Below are 14,788 nucleotides of genomic sequence, written 5' to 3' on the forward strand. Positions count from 1 at the left end.
AACCGCCCCCTTGGATCACTTTAACTACGACGCAGACGGTCAGCTTCAGGCCGAACAGCTTCCCCTGCAACAGCTTGCCGACCAGTACGGCACTCCGCTCTATGTCTACTCCCGCGCCACCCTGGAACGCCACTGGCATGCCTTCGACCAGGCGGCGGGCGACATTCCCCACCTGATCTGCTACGCGGTCAAGGCCAACTCCAACCTGGCCCTGCTCAATCTGCTGGCACGCCTTGGTTCGGGCTTTGACATCGTCTCCGGCGGCGAGCTGTCCCGGGTGCTGGCGGCGGGCGGTGATCCGGCCAAGGTGGTCTTCTCCGGCGTCGCCAAGAGTGAAGCCGAGATGCGCCTTGCGCTGGAAAAAGAGATCCTCTGCTTCAACCTGGAGTCCGAAGCCGAGCTGGAGCGCCTGAACCGGGTCGCAGGCAGCATGGGCAAGAAGGCGCGGGTCTCGGTGCGGGTCAACCCGGACATCGACGCAGGCACGCACCCCTATATCTCCACCGGCCTCAAGCAGAACAAGTTCGGCATCCCCATCGAACAGGCGCCCGCCATCTACCGCAAGGCAGCGGCCATGGCCCATATCGAGATCAAGGGGGTGGATTGCCACATCGGCTCGCAACTCACTGAATTGAATCCCTTTATGGAGGCGGCTGACAAGCTGCTCAAGCTCATCGACGAGCTGGCGGCGGAAGGCATCCACATCCATCACCTGGACGTGGGCGGCGGCCTGGGGGTCAACTACGGCGCCGAGCAGCCGCCGCACCCCACCGAGTATGCCGAGGCGCTCAAGCAGAAGCTGGCGGGCCGGGATCTGACCCTCTTGTTCGAACCGGGCCGCGCCATCGTCGCCAACGCCGGTGTGCTGCTGACCCGGGTCGAGTTCCTCAAACCCGGCGAGACCCGCAACTTCGCCCTGATCGACGCCGGCATGAACGATCTGCTGCGCCCCTCCCTTTACGGCGCCTGGATGAACATCATCGAGGTGGACAGCCGCGCGACCCACGAGAAGGCACTCTATGACGTGGTGGGCCCGGTGTGCGAGACCGGTGACTTCCTCGGCAAGGAGCGTACCCTGGCGATTGCCGAGGGCTCCCTGCTGGCGGTGCGTTCCGCTGGCGCCTACGGCTTTACCATGTCCTCCAACTACAACACCCGACCCCGTGCGGCCGAGGTGCTGGTGGACGGTGACCAGGCGCACCTCATCCGTGAGCGGGAGCAGTTGGCGGATCTCTGGCGTGGCGAGCACCTGCTGCCGTGATGGATGGATTTTCAGCGTTCCTCCATGTGAGAGCGTGATTAACGGTGAGACAGGAACGCGCGATGTTGATTGAGTTTTCCAAAATGCACGGCCTCGGTAACGACTTCATGGTGGTGGATGGCGTCACCCAGAAGGTGTTCTTCAGCAACGACATCATCAAGAAGCTGGCGGATCGTCACTTCGGTATCGGCTTCGACCAGCTGTTGCTGGTGGAGCCGCCCTATGACCCCGAGCTCGACTTCCACTACCGCATCTTCAATGCCGACGGCAGCGAGGTGGAACAGTGCGGCAACGGGGCCCGTTGCTTCGCCCGTTTCGTGCGTCTCAAGGGGCTGGTCAACCGGGATCGCATCGCGGTCAGCACCGCCCGGGGCCGCATCACCCTGCAGCTGGAAGGGGAGAACCAGGTCACGGTCAACATGGGGGTGCCCCAGTTCGAGCCGGGCAAGATCCCGTTCCGTGCCCAGAAGGCGGAGAAGACGTATCTGCTGCGGGCCCAGGATCACACCGTGATGTGCGGTGCCGTCTCCATGGGCAACCCTCACTGCGTCATCGAGGTGCCCTCGGTGGCCGATGCGCCGGTGGAGACCCTGGGACCCATCATGGAGCGCCACGAGCGCTTCCCCGAGCGGGTCAACGTCGGCTTCATGGAGATGGTCAACGCCAGCGAGATCAAGCTGCGGGTCTTCGAGCGCGGGGTGGGCGAGACCCTGGCCTGCGGGACCGGGGCCTGTGCGGCCGTGGTGATAGGCATCAGCCAGGGCAAGCTCAAGGAGCGGGTCACCGTCACCCTGCCGGGTGGCAAGCTGACCATCGCCTGGAAGGGACCGGGTCAGCCCGTCTACATGACGGGGCCGGCCGAGCACGTCTTTGACGGCCAGATAGAGTTGTAGACAAGGAGCGGGTGATCCCGCTCCATCAACGGATCATATCGGGGCCCTTGGCCCCTTTTTCGGATGGATCAACCAAGTTATGAGCGAACTCAAACGGCAGGAATCACTGGTGGATGAAGCCACAGTGCTGGAGTACCTGGCCCGTTATCCCGAGTTTTTCCTGCGTCACGGTGCCATGCTGGACAAGATCCGCATTCCCCATGCGCAAAAGGGCACCATCTCCCTGGTGGAGCGCCAGCTGGACAGACAGCGGGAGCGCATCGAGCAGCTGGAGCAGGAGATCACCGAACTGATGGGGGTCGCCAGCGAGAACGAGCGGATCTTCCGGGTCTATGCGGATCTCTACGGGGAGATCTACGGCTGCCAGACCCTGTTCGAGCTGAGCGCCGTGATGGGCAAGGCCTTCGTCCAGCGGCTGCGACTCACCGGCTTGCGGCTCTGGCTCAATCCCAGGCATTTCCAGCTGAGCGGCCCCGAGCAGCGTTTCCTGGCGCAGGGCAAACAGCTCGAGCAACTGCTGGGGCAGCGCCTGCCCGGCACGGACTACTATTTCGGTCGCCTCAACCAGAGCGAGAAGCAGGCGCTGTTTGGCAATGATGTGCTGGTCAACTCGGTGGCCCTGATGCGGCTCGGGGAGCTCGGCGTGCTGGCCTTCGCGAGCTCGGATCCCAGCCACTTCACCCCCCACAACGACACCCTGCTGCTGGGTCAGCTGGGGCGTCTGCTGCAGCTGCGTCTGCCCGAGCTGGCCCGTGGCTAAGGCAACGACCCGATCCCCTGCCAAGGTGCTCCCTGCCGCCGACCCTCTGCCGGTCGCACTGGCGGGGGAGCTGGACGCCTTTATCGAATACCTGCGGGTCGAGCGCCAGCTCAGCCCCCACACCCGCAGCAACTATCAGGCGCATCTGGAAGCCATGACCGCCGAGCTGGTGAAGCTCGGGGTCGACGACTGGGCCCGGCTCGAGGCGAGCCAGGTGCGCAGCCTGGTGACCCGGATGCACAAGGGGGGGTTGGCGCCCCGTTCCCTTGCCACCAAGGTGTCGGCCCTGCGCAGCTTCTGCGACTGGCAGGTGCGCCAGGGGCGGCTCACCGCCAACCCGGCGCGGGGCATCGTCACCCCCAAGCAGGGGCGGCCCCTGCCCAAGAACCTGGACGTGGACGAGATGTACCAGCTGCTCAACATCACCGACGAGCAGGATCCGCTGGCGGTGCGGGATCGCGCCATCATGGAGTTGATGTACTCCTCCGGCCTGCGCCTTGCCGAGCTGGTGGGGCTCAACCTCGCGGACGTGAAGCTCGAGGAGCGCCAGCTCAGGGTGATCGGCAAGGGCTCGCGGGAGCGGGTGCTGCCCATCGGGCGGATGGCGGTGGAGTGGTTGCACAAGTGGCTCAAGGTACGCCCCCTGCTGGCCGGTGACGAGGGGGAGGCATTGTTCGTCTCCAAGCGCAGGCAGCGGCTCTCGGCCCGCTCGGTACAGGAGCGGCTCGACGGCTGGGGCAACAAGCAGGCTCTCAATGCCCACGTGCACCCCCACAAGCTGCGCCACAGCTTCGCCACCCACATGCTGGAATCCTCCGGCGACCTGCGGGCGGTGCAGGAGCTGCTGGGGCATGCGGATCTCTCCACCACCCAGATCTATACCCACCTCGACTTCCAGCATCTGGCCAAGGTATATGACAGTGCCCACCCGCGGGCGAAGCGGGATCCGGAAACGCCGGAGGATGAGTGATGTGGTGTGCGATCTGCGGGGATGACAATCTCCACGTCGCCCCGGTCAGGCGGGAGCCCGCAACGCCAGAGGATGAGGAGTAAAGAGGAACAGCCATGCAGTTTTACCGTCGCTGGCAGCCGGTGGCCGCCATCTCGTTCGATCTGGACGACACCCTCTATGACAACGGCCCCGCCATCGCGCGGGCGGAACAGTGGATGCTGGACCACCTGCGCAGCGAATACCTGGCTACCGCCATGCTGGACAAGCCGCGCTGGCTCGCGCTCAAGCGCCAGTTGCTGCTGGACCACCCGGCGCTTAGCCACGACGTCAGCCTGGCGCGCCAGCGTGGTATTCGCGAGGCCCTGGTGCAGGGGGGCATGGAGCCCGGGCTGGCGGAGCAGCAGGCTCGGGCGGTGTTCACCGGCTTCATGGCCGAGCGCTCGAAGATAGAGGTGAGCGAGGCGACTCACGCCCTGCTGGCTCGTCTGGCGGCGCGCTACCCGCTGGCGGTGATCACCAACGGCAACCTGGATCTGGAGCAGGCGGGTCTGGCTGGCTACTTCACCCTGGTCTGCAAGGCGGGAGCGGGAGCCAGAATGAAACCGGCGCCCGACATGTTCGTGCAGGTGCAAGAGGCCCTGGGGCTGGCCCCCGGCCGCATCCTTCATGTGGGGGATCACCCGGTGACCGACGTGCTGGGGGCCAGGCTGCGCGGCTTTCGGGCCGCCTGGCTCAACGAGAGCGGTCAGTCCTGGCAGTCGCTGTCGCTGCTGCCGGATGTGGAGCTGGGGCAGTTGCAGGATCTGGCCACCCTGCTGCTCTGAGCTGGGGATGAGGGACAGATTCCGTGATCTATATCTGGCAATAACAACAAGGGAGCAAGGGCGTGAAGGGAATGAAGGGTGTCATCTGGCTGGCGATCCCCATGATGCTGGCGGGATGCGATCTGGTGCAAGACCGTTACCGGATGGAGTTCAGGGACGGATCCTGGCGGGAGATCGCCATCTCCCCGTTTTCCGACGAGGCGCGCTGGCGCGAGGGGTGTGCCACCGGAGAGATCCAGGTGGACATGACCCTGCCCCTGAAACGGGGCAAGGTGGTGAATGGCCGGGAGCAACTGCTCATCGGCGGCGAGCTGTTCGAGCTGGAGGATGCCCGTCTCTATCGCGGCAACGGCATGGTGCTCGGGCAGGCCCCGGACCATATCCAGCGGGGCCTCAAGGGGCTGGATGTCTGCCGAACCCTGCGCCCTGATCGCGGAGCCCTGCCCAAGCTCAAGGGCAAGGGATTCGGCGACTAGCCCGTCTGCTGCCTGAACGGGCAGGAGGCGTCGCCGAAGGCAGTGGGCAGCTTGATGGCGTGGGGGGGTCACAGGCCCGTCACGTCGGATGCCTCTGGGCAGCCCCCGATGTACGAGGCCCTGCCCAGGCTCAAGGGCAAGGGGTCGGCGACTAGCCGACCTGCTGCCTGAACCGGCGGCAGGCGTCGCCAAAGGCGGTGAACAGCTTGATGGAGTGGGGGTTCTCGCTGGCTTTCCACTCCGGGTGCCACTGCACCGCCAGCAGGAAGGGGGAGAGGGCGGGAGCGTGGATCGCCTCGATCAGCCCGTCTTCGGCATGGGCCAGGGGGGCCAGCCCCTTGGCCAGCGTCTTGATCCCCTGCCCATGGAGGGAGTTGACCGGAATCGACGGCTGCCCCATCAGCTCGGCCAGCCAGGTGCCGGGCACCAGCTCGACCTGATGGCTCTCGCCATACTGCTCGTCCACCGGGTCATCCGCATCCTCCCGATGATCGTCATAACCCGGCTCGCAATAGACCTTCTGGTGAATGTCGCCTCCCAGGGCCACGTTGATCTCCTGCATGCCGCGGCAGATCCCGAGGATCGGCAGGCCACGGTCGAGGGCGGCGCGCACCAGGGGAATATCGAACAGATCCCTGTCTCTGTCCTGGGGCTTCTCCGGGGTGAGGTTCTCCTGGCCATAGAGGGCAGGATCGATGTTGGATCCGGCACCGCTCAGATAGACCCCGTCGGCGAGGTCCAGATACTGCTCCAGATCCTCGGTGCCACAACAGGTGGGCACCAGCAGTGGCACGCAGCCGCTGATCTCCACCAGAGGCTTGATGTATTTGTGGGTCATGACCTGGTAGGCGTGGCCACTGCGGGCCTGGGCCCCCATGGTCATCAGCACGACGGGTTTGTTATGGGCACTGGGGTTGGGCATAGGTCACCTTGGCTATCCTTGGCGGTCTCATCCTGCGCCTTGGGAAGGCCCTTGCCGCCTCGGCTCGCAAGGGCATGCCTCAAGGCATGGTCGTGGGATCAGGGTCGCGCCAGCGTGCCAGAATCGTCGGTCAGCCTTGGCAACGACAGCCTGGATCCTGCCTCCAGTCTGCCAAGGCCGTTCAATATGTCAAACAAAATGATGCAATTATGTTAACCGTTGATGTCGAGATGCGGCTGCGAGTCCCATTTAAAGGGGCTTGAGGGGGGATGCCTGGTGCGGCGAGAGATTTGATGGTGGATATATTAAACATCTGGCCGGGCGGCCGGATAGCAGAAGGGGCCCGCAGGGCCCCTTGTCGACTCAGGCGTTCAGGATGAAACGTTCGATCACCTGGGCGACCCCGTCTTCATCGTTGCGCCCCGTGGTGTGCTGTGCCAGCGCCTTGATCTCGTCGGTGGCGTTGCCCATGGCGACCCCGAGTCCGGCGTAGGCGATCATGTGGTGATCGTTGCCCGCATCCCCCACCGCGATCACCTGGGAGGCATCCAGCCCCAGGTGCTCGGCCAGGGCGGCGACGCCGGTGCCCTTGTTGCTGCGCTTGTTCATGAACTCGAGGAAGTAGGGGGCGCTGCGCACCACGGTATAGCGCTCGTGGAGTTCGGCGGGCAGCTGGGCGATGGCACGGGAGAGCAGGGGCTCTGGGTCAATCATCATCACCTTCATGATCTGCTCGTCGTCGGGCAGGGTGGCGAAGTCCACCAGGTTGATGGGTTGACCGATGAGGCGGGATTCGTGCTCGGTGTAGGGGCTGATCCTGGGGCTGATGAGCCCCTGGCGGACGGAGAAGCCGTGGATGTTCACCCCCAGCTCACAGGCCAGGTGGGCGATGGCACGGGCATCGCTGCCGGTCAGCAACTGGCTGCGGATGATGCGTTGCTCGGACACCTGCTGCACCAGGGCGCCGTTGTAGCAGATGACGTAGTCATCCTGGCCGGTGAGGCCCAGCTCGGTCAGGGCGGCGGTCATGCCTTCCAGCGGGCGGCCGGAGGCCAGCACCACGGTCACGCCCCTGGCGCGGGCTGCCGCGATGGCGGCCTGGGTGCGGGGGGAGATTCGGCCCTCTGGGGTCAGCAGGGTGCCATCCATATCCAATGCGATCAGCTTGTACATCTTCTCACTACCTGAGTCTGGCCGGCCCGCCCGATGGGGCCATGGGGAGGCCGAGTGTAGCGAAAATCGCCGCCGGGATCACGCCGCCTGCCGACGCGGGGGCACGTTGCCCCTCAGCGCTGGCCCTGGTAGGGGGTCAGTTGCAGCTGATCTTCCCGGATGGCGAAGTGGATGGGGCCGTGCTCGATGTCGACCCTGTTGTGGTGATGGGCCATCTCCACCTCGACGCCGGGGAAGAGGCGCTGGGTGGCGATGATGTCCATGTTGGCCATGAGCGCCTGCAGCTCCCGCTGCGCCTCGGCGAGCTGCTCGTCCAGGCTCTTGCTCTCGTCGAACTGGCGGGTGCGCAGCGCCTTGATCTTCTGCAGGGTCTCGGGATTGCGCTTGTCACGGGGCAGTTGCAGCAGCCGCAGGATGAGATCCTGCAGCTTGTCTATCTGCTCGGCGCAGGTCTGTTTGCGCTGGCGCAGCGCCAGCTCCTGCTCCTTCTGGCTGAAATAGCCACCGAGGATCTGCAACCGGGTCCGGTTGGCCGCCGAGGCTCCGAGCACCGGGGCCATGATGAGCCGGTTGGCGATGTTGATGCCGCCGATGAGGTGCCCCTTGCGCATGGCGCTGTCCCCCACCTTGAGATCCTGGCCGCTGCGGCAATAGCAGTGGCTGAGCTGGCTCAGGATATGGATGTCGCCATCGGCCTCCAGCCTGGCGTACTGGGCATAGCTGGCGTGGATCTCCCCTCCGGCGTTGAGGTGGCAGAGGTATTCGTCGTCCGCCAGCTTGCGCCCTATGATGCCGTTGCGCACCGTGATGGTGCCGCCGGATTCGATGTAGCCGCCCTCGACGAAGCCGCCGATCACCACGTCACCGCTGGTCTTGACGCGCATGCCGGGCATGACGTCCCCGGTGACCAGCAGGGATCCCTCGAACTCGACGTGACCGTGGCGGATGTCGACCTGCTTGACGTTGAGTACCTCGTCGACCCGCATCCCGGCACGCTCCTGACAGGGGAGCCCCGGGCGGGTCGCCAGCAGCAGGTCCGGGTCCTCGGGGGAGAGGCAGGTGCCGTCACCCGGCGTCATGGGGCTCTCCTTGCCGTGGCGGGCGGTCAGGGTCTGGCCCGTCACGGTGAAGCCGTCGATGCCCTGGGTGGCGGGGTGCCTGCGCATCAGCAACGCCCCCGCCTTGACGGTGAGCAGGGTGCCGAGGTCGCGCATGTCCACCTTGCCGTGATCCCGCTCCTGGGGTTTGAGGATCCGCTCGGCTGCGGTCTCCACCAGCCGCTCCAGGCGGGTATCCAGGCCGTGCCTGGCGGCCTTGCCGAGGGCGATGACGGGATTGAGCTGGGCACCGGGTGCCGCCTCACCCGCTGCCTGGATGGCGGCGGCAAGGAGTCGCTCGCTCACCCCCTGCTTGACCGTGCTGGCCGCCAGGGCCTCCTGCAACCGGGCCAGGGTCAGGGGCTGGCCGCCCCAGTCCGCGGTGATCTGCGCCCTGGCGCTCATCTGGTCCTTCTCTACTTGGATGAGCAGCCTGGCATCCTGGCGCCGGGCAATGGGGACTGGCGGATGCGCGGGGGCATCCGGCTCTGCGATGAGGGCGTTGAGCAAGGTGACGGCTTCACGGATCCCCTCGCCGAGGGGTTCGTAGCGCCGGCAGTTGGAGAGTCGCAGCAGGGCCAGGACGTCGCTTTCCTGGATGGGCTCGGTGAGGCCCGGGGTGATGCGCAGGCAGACATAGCTCATGTCGGCCGACAGCTGAAACCACGCTTTGCTTAACACCGGGCCCTCCTTCGTTGTCCCTGTCCGGTTTACCCCATGCCGGGGCCTCTCCTTGCCGGCATCCAATGCCGCCGGGGCGGATCCAACGCGCAGTATTCGGGTATTTTTCCTTCCGGGTCAACGATCTGAATGCAAATGGGTGAGCCGGGTTGAGGAAAAATCGGCTGACGGGAGAGGGGCAGAGCCGGCCATGCCATGGGCTCCATTGCAGTATTTTAGCGCAATATGCTGACGTTTTATGCTTTCGCTATCCAGAGTGTCCATCACGTTGAAGGTGGCGATGCAAATCACCTTGCCAGGCAGGAAGAGAAGGATTTTAATCTGCCGCCGCCCCAGGGCGAGGACCCTGGTCGCCACCGATCAGCCCCTTTTTCTGTCCAACCGAACGAGCCCCATGACCGCCCAAGGCCACCTGCTGTTTTCCGTCACCTGCGTCCTGCTTGCCCACAAGGTCGAACTGACTCCGGCCCTGGCCGATGCCAGCCTGTGGCACATCGTCCCCATGGCCCTGGCGAGCGCCCTGCTGCCGGATCTCGATCACCCCCGCTCCCTGCTCGGGCGGCAACTGCCCTGGATCTCGGGGCCGCTCTCCCGGCTGTTCGGCCATCGCGGCTTCACCCACAGCCTGCTGGCGGTGGGGATGGGGGTCTGGGGGCTGGCCCAGGTGGAAGCCCCCTGGTTGCTGTCGGGGGCGGTGAAGGATGCCCTCATCGTGGGCTATCTCAGCCATCTGCTGGGGGACTGGCTCACCCCCATGGGCATTCCCCTGCTCTGGCCCTGGCGTCGGCGCTTTCGCCTGCCCGGCCTGCCCCTCAAGAGCGGCGGGGGTTACGAGAGGGCCTTCTGCCTGCTGACCCTGGCGCTCGCCGGGTACTGGGTCCATGGCGGCGCAGGTTTGGCTCACTTCTAGCCCCGGGCGCCCTCCTGGCATGTGGCCGTTCGGGTCAGGGTGAGGTAATCGGCGAGCACCGGCAGCCCCAGCAGGTGGCGGCGCAGCATGTCGAGGGCGGCGAAGGCGAGGATCCGGCGACCGCTCGCGGGATCCGGGTGGCTGACCCTGAGCGTCTGGCCGTGCAGTTGCCCGTCGGCGCAGAGCAGCAGCGGCACGCCGTCCGGCCCGGCACGGCCTATGGTGAGGCTCAGGGGGGCGGCGGGCACCGCCAGTTGAGTGAGGTCGTCGCTCAGGGTGTGGCTGAAGCCGGCGGTCAGGGCCGGGTACCCGTGACACATGGTCAGCAGGGCGCCCCGGCTCTCCCCTTCCTGCAGGTGCAGCGACCGCTCCCCCAGCAGGGCCAGGATCTGGCTGGCAGGCGCCTCGTTGCCACGCCCCACCAGCCAGGGGGCGATGGCCGCAAGCAGCCTCGCCTCGGCGGCGTCCATGTCGGCGGTGCTGGCACCGTGGCCGATGAGCTTGAGCTCGATGAGGGGCATGGAGGAGCGGTAGCCCAGCTCGATGCCGGCAGGCCAGGGGGCCGCATCCAGCATGTCGCTGAGGGCGGACTCCGAGACGCCGAAGGTGTAGAAACGGCGCAGCTCGGTGTCGGTCTCTTCACCGGCCAGCGTCTTGAGGCGGGGCATGATCTGTTCGCGCACCATCTGCTTGAACTCGAACGGCACGCCCGGGGTGAAGAAGAGCCGGCTCTGGCCGTGGCTGGCCGGGTGGCGGACCACAAAGCCGCAGGCGGTGCCCACCGGGTTGTCGAGGATCTCGCAGTCCCGGGGCAGCCAGGCCTGCTTGGTGTTGCTCCGGGCCATGGTGCGGCCCCGGCTGGCATAGCGTTCGGCCATGGTGGCGAGCCAGTCCGGGAACAGGGTCAGGGGCTGGTCAAACGCTTCGGCCGCGGCCTGGGCGGTGAGGTCGTCCGCCGTGGGGCCGAGCCCCCCGCACACCAGTACCACCTCGGCGCGGTTGGCGCTCTCCTGCAGCACGGCTGTCAGATCCGCGAGGTTGTCCCCCACGGTGGCGCGGCGGCGCACCTGCCAGCCCTGCTCCAGCAAGAGGGCGCTGAGCCAGGCGGCATTGGTGTCCACCACCAGGCCGGTCACTATCTCGTCGCCTGTGCTGATGATCTCGATGCGCATGGGGACTCCTTGGGTGGGGCCAGCCCTCTCAGGGCTTGCCGTGTTCGAAGTAGTAGCTGATCCGGGTGCGGGGGTTGAGGTATTCGAACACCGCCGGGGGCAGGCGTTTGGGCTGGATCACCTTGGCGATGGTCAGCCCGGCCGCGTCGAGGTCGATGATGGCTGCCTCCTGGCGCGGAATGCGGGGGTCGTATACCAGCACGGCGGGGTAGAGCAGGCGGGAGGCGTTGACCGACATCACCAGCCCCACCTGGCCGTTGGAAAGCTGCACCACGCTACCCGGGGGGTAGACCCCCATCAGCCGGATCAGCATGCCGAGGTGATCGGCGTTGAACTGGGACTTGCGCTGCTTGTAGAGGCTGCCGAGGGCCGCGTAGGGCACCTTGGCCTCCAGGTGGCAGAGGTTGTCGTACTCGTTGATGAGGGAGACGATCTGGGTGAGGGGATCGAGCTGATCGCCCTTGAGCCCCTGGGGGCCGGTGCCGTCCAGGTACTCGTGGTGGTTCTGCACTATCTGCTTAGCCGCTTCCGGAAAATCGCTGACCAGCCCCAGCAGTTCCAGGCCGTAGCGGGGATGCTGGGCCATCAGGTTCTGCTCCGGCTTGGTCAGCGGCTCCGTCTTGCGCAGGATCTGGCTCGGGATCCTCAGCTTGCCGATGTCGTGGAACAGGGCCCCCATGCCGACCTGGCGGATTGCCTCGGCCGGCAACTTGCACTCCCGGGCGAGCAGCATGCTGAGCACGCTGACGTTGAGGGAGTGAAACTGCAGGCTGTTGCCATCATCGCTGTCAGAGACCAGGTGCAGCACCATCTCGTCCACCGAGAGGAGCTGCTCCGTCATGGCGTTGATCAGCTCCTGGGCCTCGCTGATGGCGTTGAGGGGGCGGGACTGGATCTTGCCCATGAGGTTGCGCACCTGGGCCAGGGATTGGCGGAATTGTTTCTCGCACTGCTGCAGGTCGCGGCGATAGCGCTGCAACTGCTCGATGCGCCGCAGTTTCTCCTGCTGCATCTCCTCCTGGCGGGCGACAAGACCCTCTCCTTCAACCTCATCCGCCTGGGACTGGGTCTGTCCGAGGGGCTTGGGCGGCGTGTCGCTCTTGTCGGGAATGATGGTCACCAGCTTGAGGCCAAGGCGACGAATGAGCTCGATCTCCTCCTCGCTCTTGAGCTTGAAGCTGGAGAACAGAAACGGGTGCTCACGCCATCCCAAAGGCAGGGAGACATAATTGCCGACTTGCAGCCGTTCTACGGAGATCTTGATTCCTGTCATGGGGTTGGGCACGAGGGACACACTGAGCCGTATGCTAGTCAAAGGGCGGGGTGAATACAAAAGGTATCTGATGACAGCGGGAGCGCTTTATTATAGGCTTCTAGATGTCCAGACATATTTACCGATGCAGTACAGGGAGTCAGCATGCCGATCAAGATCCCGGACCAGTTGCCCGCCGCCGAAGTGCTGGGGCAGGAGAACATCTTCGTGATGACGGAATCCCGGGCCGTCACCCAGAACATCCGCCCGCTGCGGGTGCTCATCCTCAATCTGATGCCCAAGAAGATAGAAACCGAGATCCAGCTGATGCGGATGCTCTCCAACTCGCCCTTGCAGGTGGACGTGGATCTGTTGCGTATCGACGATCGGGAGTCGAAAAACACGCCCCAGGCGCACCTGGAGAACTTCTATCACGACTTCGAGCAGGTGAGAGGCAACAACTACGACGGCATGATCATCACGGGGGCGCCGCTCGGGCTGGTGGAGTTCGAGGAGGTGGTCTATTGGCCCCGCATCGTCGAGATCATCGAGTGGTCCCATCAGCATGTCACCTCCACCCTCTTCCTCTGCTGGGCGGTGCAGGCGGCGCTGAAAGCCTTGTACGGCATGGAGAAACAGACCCACGGCGAGAAGCTCTCCGGGGTCTATCGCCACCACCGCCTCGACGAGCACGAGGCGCTGCTGCGCGGCTTCGATGACGAATTCGTGGCGCCCCACTCCCGCTATGCGGCCTTCGACGGGGATCTCATCCGCGCCCACACCGATCTGCAGATCTTCGCCGAGTCGGAAGAGGCGGGCGTCTATCTGGCCGCCACCAAGGATTGTCGCCAGGTGTTCGTCACCGGCCATCCGGAATATGACGCCCTGACCCTGGATGGGGAATACCGGCGGGATCTGGCGGCCGGGCTCACCCCCGTCATTCCGGTCAACTATTACCCGAACAACGACCCGAGCCAGACCCCGCGCGCCACCTGGCGTAGCCACGGTCACCTGCTGTTTTCCAACTGGCTCAACTATTACGTCTACCAGTTGACCAGCTACAAGGTGGAAGACATCGGCAAGGTGTTTACCTACCAGCAGCCCAAGGGATAGAGCCCATCAGTCCGCCCCGGCCAGCCGCCGCCCACGGGTATCGAGCCAGTGACGGTGGCAGGCCAGGGTGAAGGCCCGTGGCCGTCTGGCCCGGATGAGGGTCATGGCCTCCTGCTGGGGCAACCCCTGGGTCATCAGCAGCAGGGCGGCCGTCAGCCCGGTACGCCCGCTTCCGCCGTGGCAGTGAATGGCAAGGTGCCGTCCCTCGCGCAGCAGGGCGAGCAGTCGGGGTTGCACCCTGGGCCAGGCCTGTTCGAAGGCGGCATCCGGTGCCTCGTCATCCGCAATGGGCAGGTGGAACCAGCTCATGCCTCTGGCCTGCACCAGCTGCCCGAGAGAGAGGGACCCGCACAGGGCCAGCTCCTCCTCCGTCATCAGGGTCAGTACCCCGCCGGCACCGGCCAGCTGCAACTGGGCAAGGGCATGGGCCATGGGGACTTGCTGGCTGCCGGGGCAGGGGGTGAGCAGGAGCTGGCCGTCGAGCCGTGGAACGTCCAGGCTCCAGAAGGGATGGGCACTGAGCATGGGGTTCCTCGTGGTGGTCGGGATCAACGGGATCGGCATCCCGCGGGTGCGGCACAGCATAGAGGGGCCGGAGGCGATGTCAATCTGCGTTGTGTTCGGCCCGGTTTACGGGCAGAGTCTAAAAAAATCGAGCGATGCAAGGAGTAAAGATGAGAAACCTGGATCAACTGGACTTGGACATCCTGGCCCATCTGTTTCGCGATGCGGGCATGACCAACAAGGATTTGGCGGCCCTGGTCGGGGTGGCGCCGTCCACCTGTCTGGAGCGGGTGCGCAAGCTGCAGCAGGATGGCGTGCTCAAGGGGGCGCACTGCGAGGTGGATTACCAGGCCCTGGGCGGTCACATCCAGGCCATGGTCTCCCTGCAACTGGCCCGTCACAGCCGCCAGATCATCGATGCGTTTCGCGACGCCATCCTGGCCCTGCCCGAGGTGATCAGCCTGTTTCACATGGGCGGCAAGGATGATTTCCTGGTGCACCTGTGCGTCTCCGATACCGAACACCTGCGCAATTTCGTCTTCGATCACTTCACCTCCCGGGAAGAGGTGGTGCACCTCGAGACCTCCCTGGTGTTCGAGCACAGGTTCAGCCGCTCGCTTCCCTGCTTCCCCCACCCCTGACGGGGCTAGCCGCAAGAAAAAACCGCCCGAGTGAAGTGAACCCCATTTATTGGACACGTTAGCTGGCGGATGACATGGCCTGAGTTCGGTACTGTACCGGGCTCAGGCCGTTTAGTTTTACTTTGAGCCGTTCATGGTTGTAGTAGTGGATGTATTC

Annotated in this window: 16 protein-coding genes; 9 read left to right on the plus strand and 7 right to left on the minus strand. The window is 65.2% G+C overall.

Annotated elements, in window-relative coordinates; translation table 11 throughout:
- The first annotated feature begins 10 nt into the window (after nucleotides 1–10).
- From lysA to C3418_RS15910, 6 genes are all read left to right on the plus strand, one after another.
- Nucleotides 11–1,261, plus strand: coding sequence for a diaminopimelate decarboxylase (gene lysA / locus C3418_RS15885; protein ID WP_039039806.1), 1,251 nt, complete (start codon nucleotides 11–13; stop codon nucleotides 1,259–1,261).
- A 62-nt stretch (nucleotides 1,262–1,323) separates the two neighbouring features.
- Complete coding sequence (gene dapF, locus C3418_RS15890; RefSeq protein WP_029313578.1) at nucleotides 1,324–2,154, plus strand: diaminopimelate epimerase; 831 nt, start codon at nucleotides 1,324–1,326, stop codon at nucleotides 2,152–2,154.
- Between the two features lie 79 nt (nucleotides 2,155–2,233).
- Nucleotides 2,234–2,914, plus strand: a complete 681-nt coding sequence (locus tag C3418_RS15895; protein ID WP_010672702.1) for a DUF484 family protein — start codon at nucleotides 2,234–2,236, stop codon at nucleotides 2,912–2,914.
- A complete protein-coding gene (xerC, locus tag C3418_RS15900) occupies nucleotides 2,907–3,884 on the plus strand; it encodes a tyrosine recombinase XerC (protein WP_049637244.1) in 978 nt (325 codons plus the stop codon). The genes C3418_RS15895 and xerC overlap by 8 nt, the downstream gene beginning before the upstream one ends.
- A gap of 95 nt (nucleotides 3,885–3,979) precedes the next feature.
- Nucleotides 3,980–4,690, plus strand: a complete 711-nt coding sequence (locus C3418_RS15905; protein ID WP_103858870.1) for an HAD-IA family hydrolase — start codon at nucleotides 3,980–3,982, stop codon at nucleotides 4,688–4,690.
- Nucleotides 4,691–4,761: 71 nt separating this feature from the next.
- Nucleotides 4,762–5,166, plus strand: coding sequence for a hypothetical protein (locus C3418_RS15910; protein WP_103858871.1), 405 nt, complete (start codon nucleotides 4,762–4,764; stop codon nucleotides 5,164–5,166).
- 151 nt (nucleotides 5,167–5,317) lie between these two features.
- On the opposite strand, the gene C3418_RS15915 is transcribed toward C3418_RS15910, so the two are convergent.
- The 3 genes from C3418_RS15915 to C3418_RS15925 all read right to left on the minus strand — a co-directional run bounded on the left by C3418_RS15915 (nucleotide 5,318) and on the right by C3418_RS15925 (nucleotide 9,039).
- Nucleotides 5,318–6,088: a gamma-glutamyl-gamma-aminobutyrate hydrolase family protein gene (locus C3418_RS15915; RefSeq protein WP_039039802.1), complete on the minus strand. Its 771-nt coding sequence runs from the start codon at nucleotides 6,086–6,088 to the stop codon at nucleotides 5,318–5,320.
- 363 nt (nucleotides 6,089–6,451) lie between these two features.
- On the minus strand, nucleotides 6,452–7,261 hold the full coding sequence (yidA, locus tag C3418_RS15920; RefSeq protein WP_041214347.1) for a sugar-phosphatase: 810 nt from the start codon (nucleotides 7,259–7,261) through the stop codon (nucleotides 6,452–6,454).
- A gap of 113 nt (nucleotides 7,262–7,374) precedes the next feature.
- The gene (locus C3418_RS15925) at nucleotides 7,375–9,039 is read right to left on the minus strand and encodes a FapA family protein (protein WP_341769619.1); all 1,665 of its coding nucleotides are present in this window, start codon (nucleotides 9,037–9,039) and stop codon (nucleotides 7,375–7,377) included.
- Between the two features lie 394 nt (nucleotides 9,040–9,433).
- On the opposite strand from C3418_RS15925, the gene C3418_RS15935 reads away from it, so the two are divergent.
- Entirely contained in the window at nucleotides 9,434–9,949 is a 516-nt protein-coding gene (locus C3418_RS15935) for a metal-dependent hydrolase (protein WP_010672710.1), read from the plus strand.
- Here the strand turns inward: C3418_RS15935 and C3418_RS15940 are convergent.
- Together C3418_RS15940 and C3418_RS15945 are read right to left on the minus strand one after the other, a co-directional pair.
- Complete coding sequence (locus C3418_RS15940) at nucleotides 9,946–11,121, minus strand: CinA family nicotinamide mononucleotide deamidase-related protein (RefSeq protein WP_103858873.1); 1,176 nt, start codon at nucleotides 11,119–11,121, stop codon at nucleotides 9,946–9,948. The genes C3418_RS15935 and C3418_RS15940 overlap by 4 nt on opposite strands.
- Nucleotides 11,122–11,149: 28 nt before the next feature.
- Entirely contained in the window at nucleotides 11,150–12,394 is a 1,245-nt protein-coding gene (locus C3418_RS15945) for an HD-GYP domain-containing protein (protein WP_041212363.1), read from the minus strand.
- 144 nt (nucleotides 12,395–12,538) lie between these two features.
- Between C3418_RS15945 and metA the strand changes: the two genes are divergently transcribed.
- Nucleotides 12,539–13,486 (plus strand): homoserine O-succinyltransferase, encoded by a 948-nt coding sequence (metA, locus tag C3418_RS15950; protein WP_010672713.1) that lies wholly within the window; start codon nucleotides 12,539–12,541, stop codon nucleotides 13,484–13,486.
- A gap of 6 nt (nucleotides 13,487–13,492) precedes the next feature.
- Here metA and C3418_RS15955 read toward each other — a convergent pair whose 3' ends face one another.
- The gene (locus C3418_RS15955; RefSeq protein ID WP_103858874.1) at nucleotides 13,493–14,011 is read right to left on the minus strand and encodes a tyrosine-protein phosphatase; all 519 of its coding nucleotides are present in this window, start codon (nucleotides 14,009–14,011) and stop codon (nucleotides 13,493–13,495) included.
- A gap of 149 nt (nucleotides 14,012–14,160) precedes the next feature.
- On the opposite strand from C3418_RS15955, the gene C3418_RS15960 reads away from it, so the two are divergent.
- A complete protein-coding gene (locus C3418_RS15960; protein WP_010672715.1) occupies nucleotides 14,161–14,631 on the plus strand; it encodes an Lrp/AsnC family transcriptional regulator in 471 nt (156 codons plus the stop codon).
- Nucleotides 14,632–14,689: 58 nt separating this feature from the next.
- Here the strand turns inward: C3418_RS15960 and C3418_RS15965 are convergent.
- The coding region (locus C3418_RS15965) for an IS3 family transposase (RefSeq protein WP_146054119.1) at nucleotides 14,690–14,788 on the minus strand (99 nt) is incomplete at its 5' end.

The organism is Aeromonas sp. ASNIH8, assembly GCF_002919855.1.
Lineage (GTDB): Bacteria > Pseudomonadota > Gammaproteobacteria > Enterobacterales > Aeromonadaceae > Aeromonas > Aeromonas caviae.

Bases quoted from the DNA above. Each gene is read 5' to 3' on its own strand.
- C3418_RS15945 (WP_041212363.1), bottom strand. From the start codon at position 12,394: ATGACAGGAATCAAGATCTCCGTAGAACGGCTGCAAGTCGGCAATTAT.
- C3418_RS15955 (WP_103858874.1), bottom strand. From the start codon at position 14,011: ATGCTCAGTGCCCATCCCTTCTGGAGCCTGGACGTTCCACGGCTCGAC.
- C3418_RS15940 (WP_103858873.1), bottom strand. From the start codon at position 11,121: ATGCGCATCGAGATCATCAGCACAGGCGACGAGATAGTGACCGGCCTG.
- C3418_RS15910 (WP_103858871.1), top strand. From the start codon at position 4,762: ATGAAGGGTGTCATCTGGCTGGCGATCCCCATGATGCTGGCGGGATGC.
- C3418_RS15905 (WP_103858870.1), top strand. From the start codon at position 3,980: ATGCAGTTTTACCGTCGCTGGCAGCCGGTGGCCGCCATCTCGTTCGAT.
- C3418_RS15895 (WP_010672702.1), top strand. From the start codon at position 2,234: ATGAGCGAACTCAAACGGCAGGAATCACTGGTGGATGAAGCCACAGTG.
- dapF (WP_029313578.1), top strand. From the start codon at position 1,324: ATGTTGATTGAGTTTTCCAAAATGCACGGCCTCGGTAACGACTTCATG.
- C3418_RS15915 (WP_039039802.1), bottom strand. From the start codon at position 6,088: ATGCCCAACCCCAGTGCCCATAACAAACCCGTCGTGCTGATGACCATG.
- yidA (WP_041214347.1), bottom strand. From the start codon at position 7,261: ATGTACAAGCTGATCGCATTGGATATGGATGGCACCCTGCTGACCCCA.
- metA (WP_010672713.1), top strand. From the start codon at position 12,539: ATGCCGATCAAGATCCCGGACCAGTTGCCCGCCGCCGAAGTGCTGGGG.
- C3418_RS15935 (WP_010672710.1), top strand. From the start codon at position 9,434: ATGACCGCCCAAGGCCACCTGCTGTTTTCCGTCACCTGCGTCCTGCTT.
- C3418_RS15960 (WP_010672715.1), top strand. From the start codon at position 14,161: ATGAGAAACCTGGATCAACTGGACTTGGACATCCTGGCCCATCTGTTT.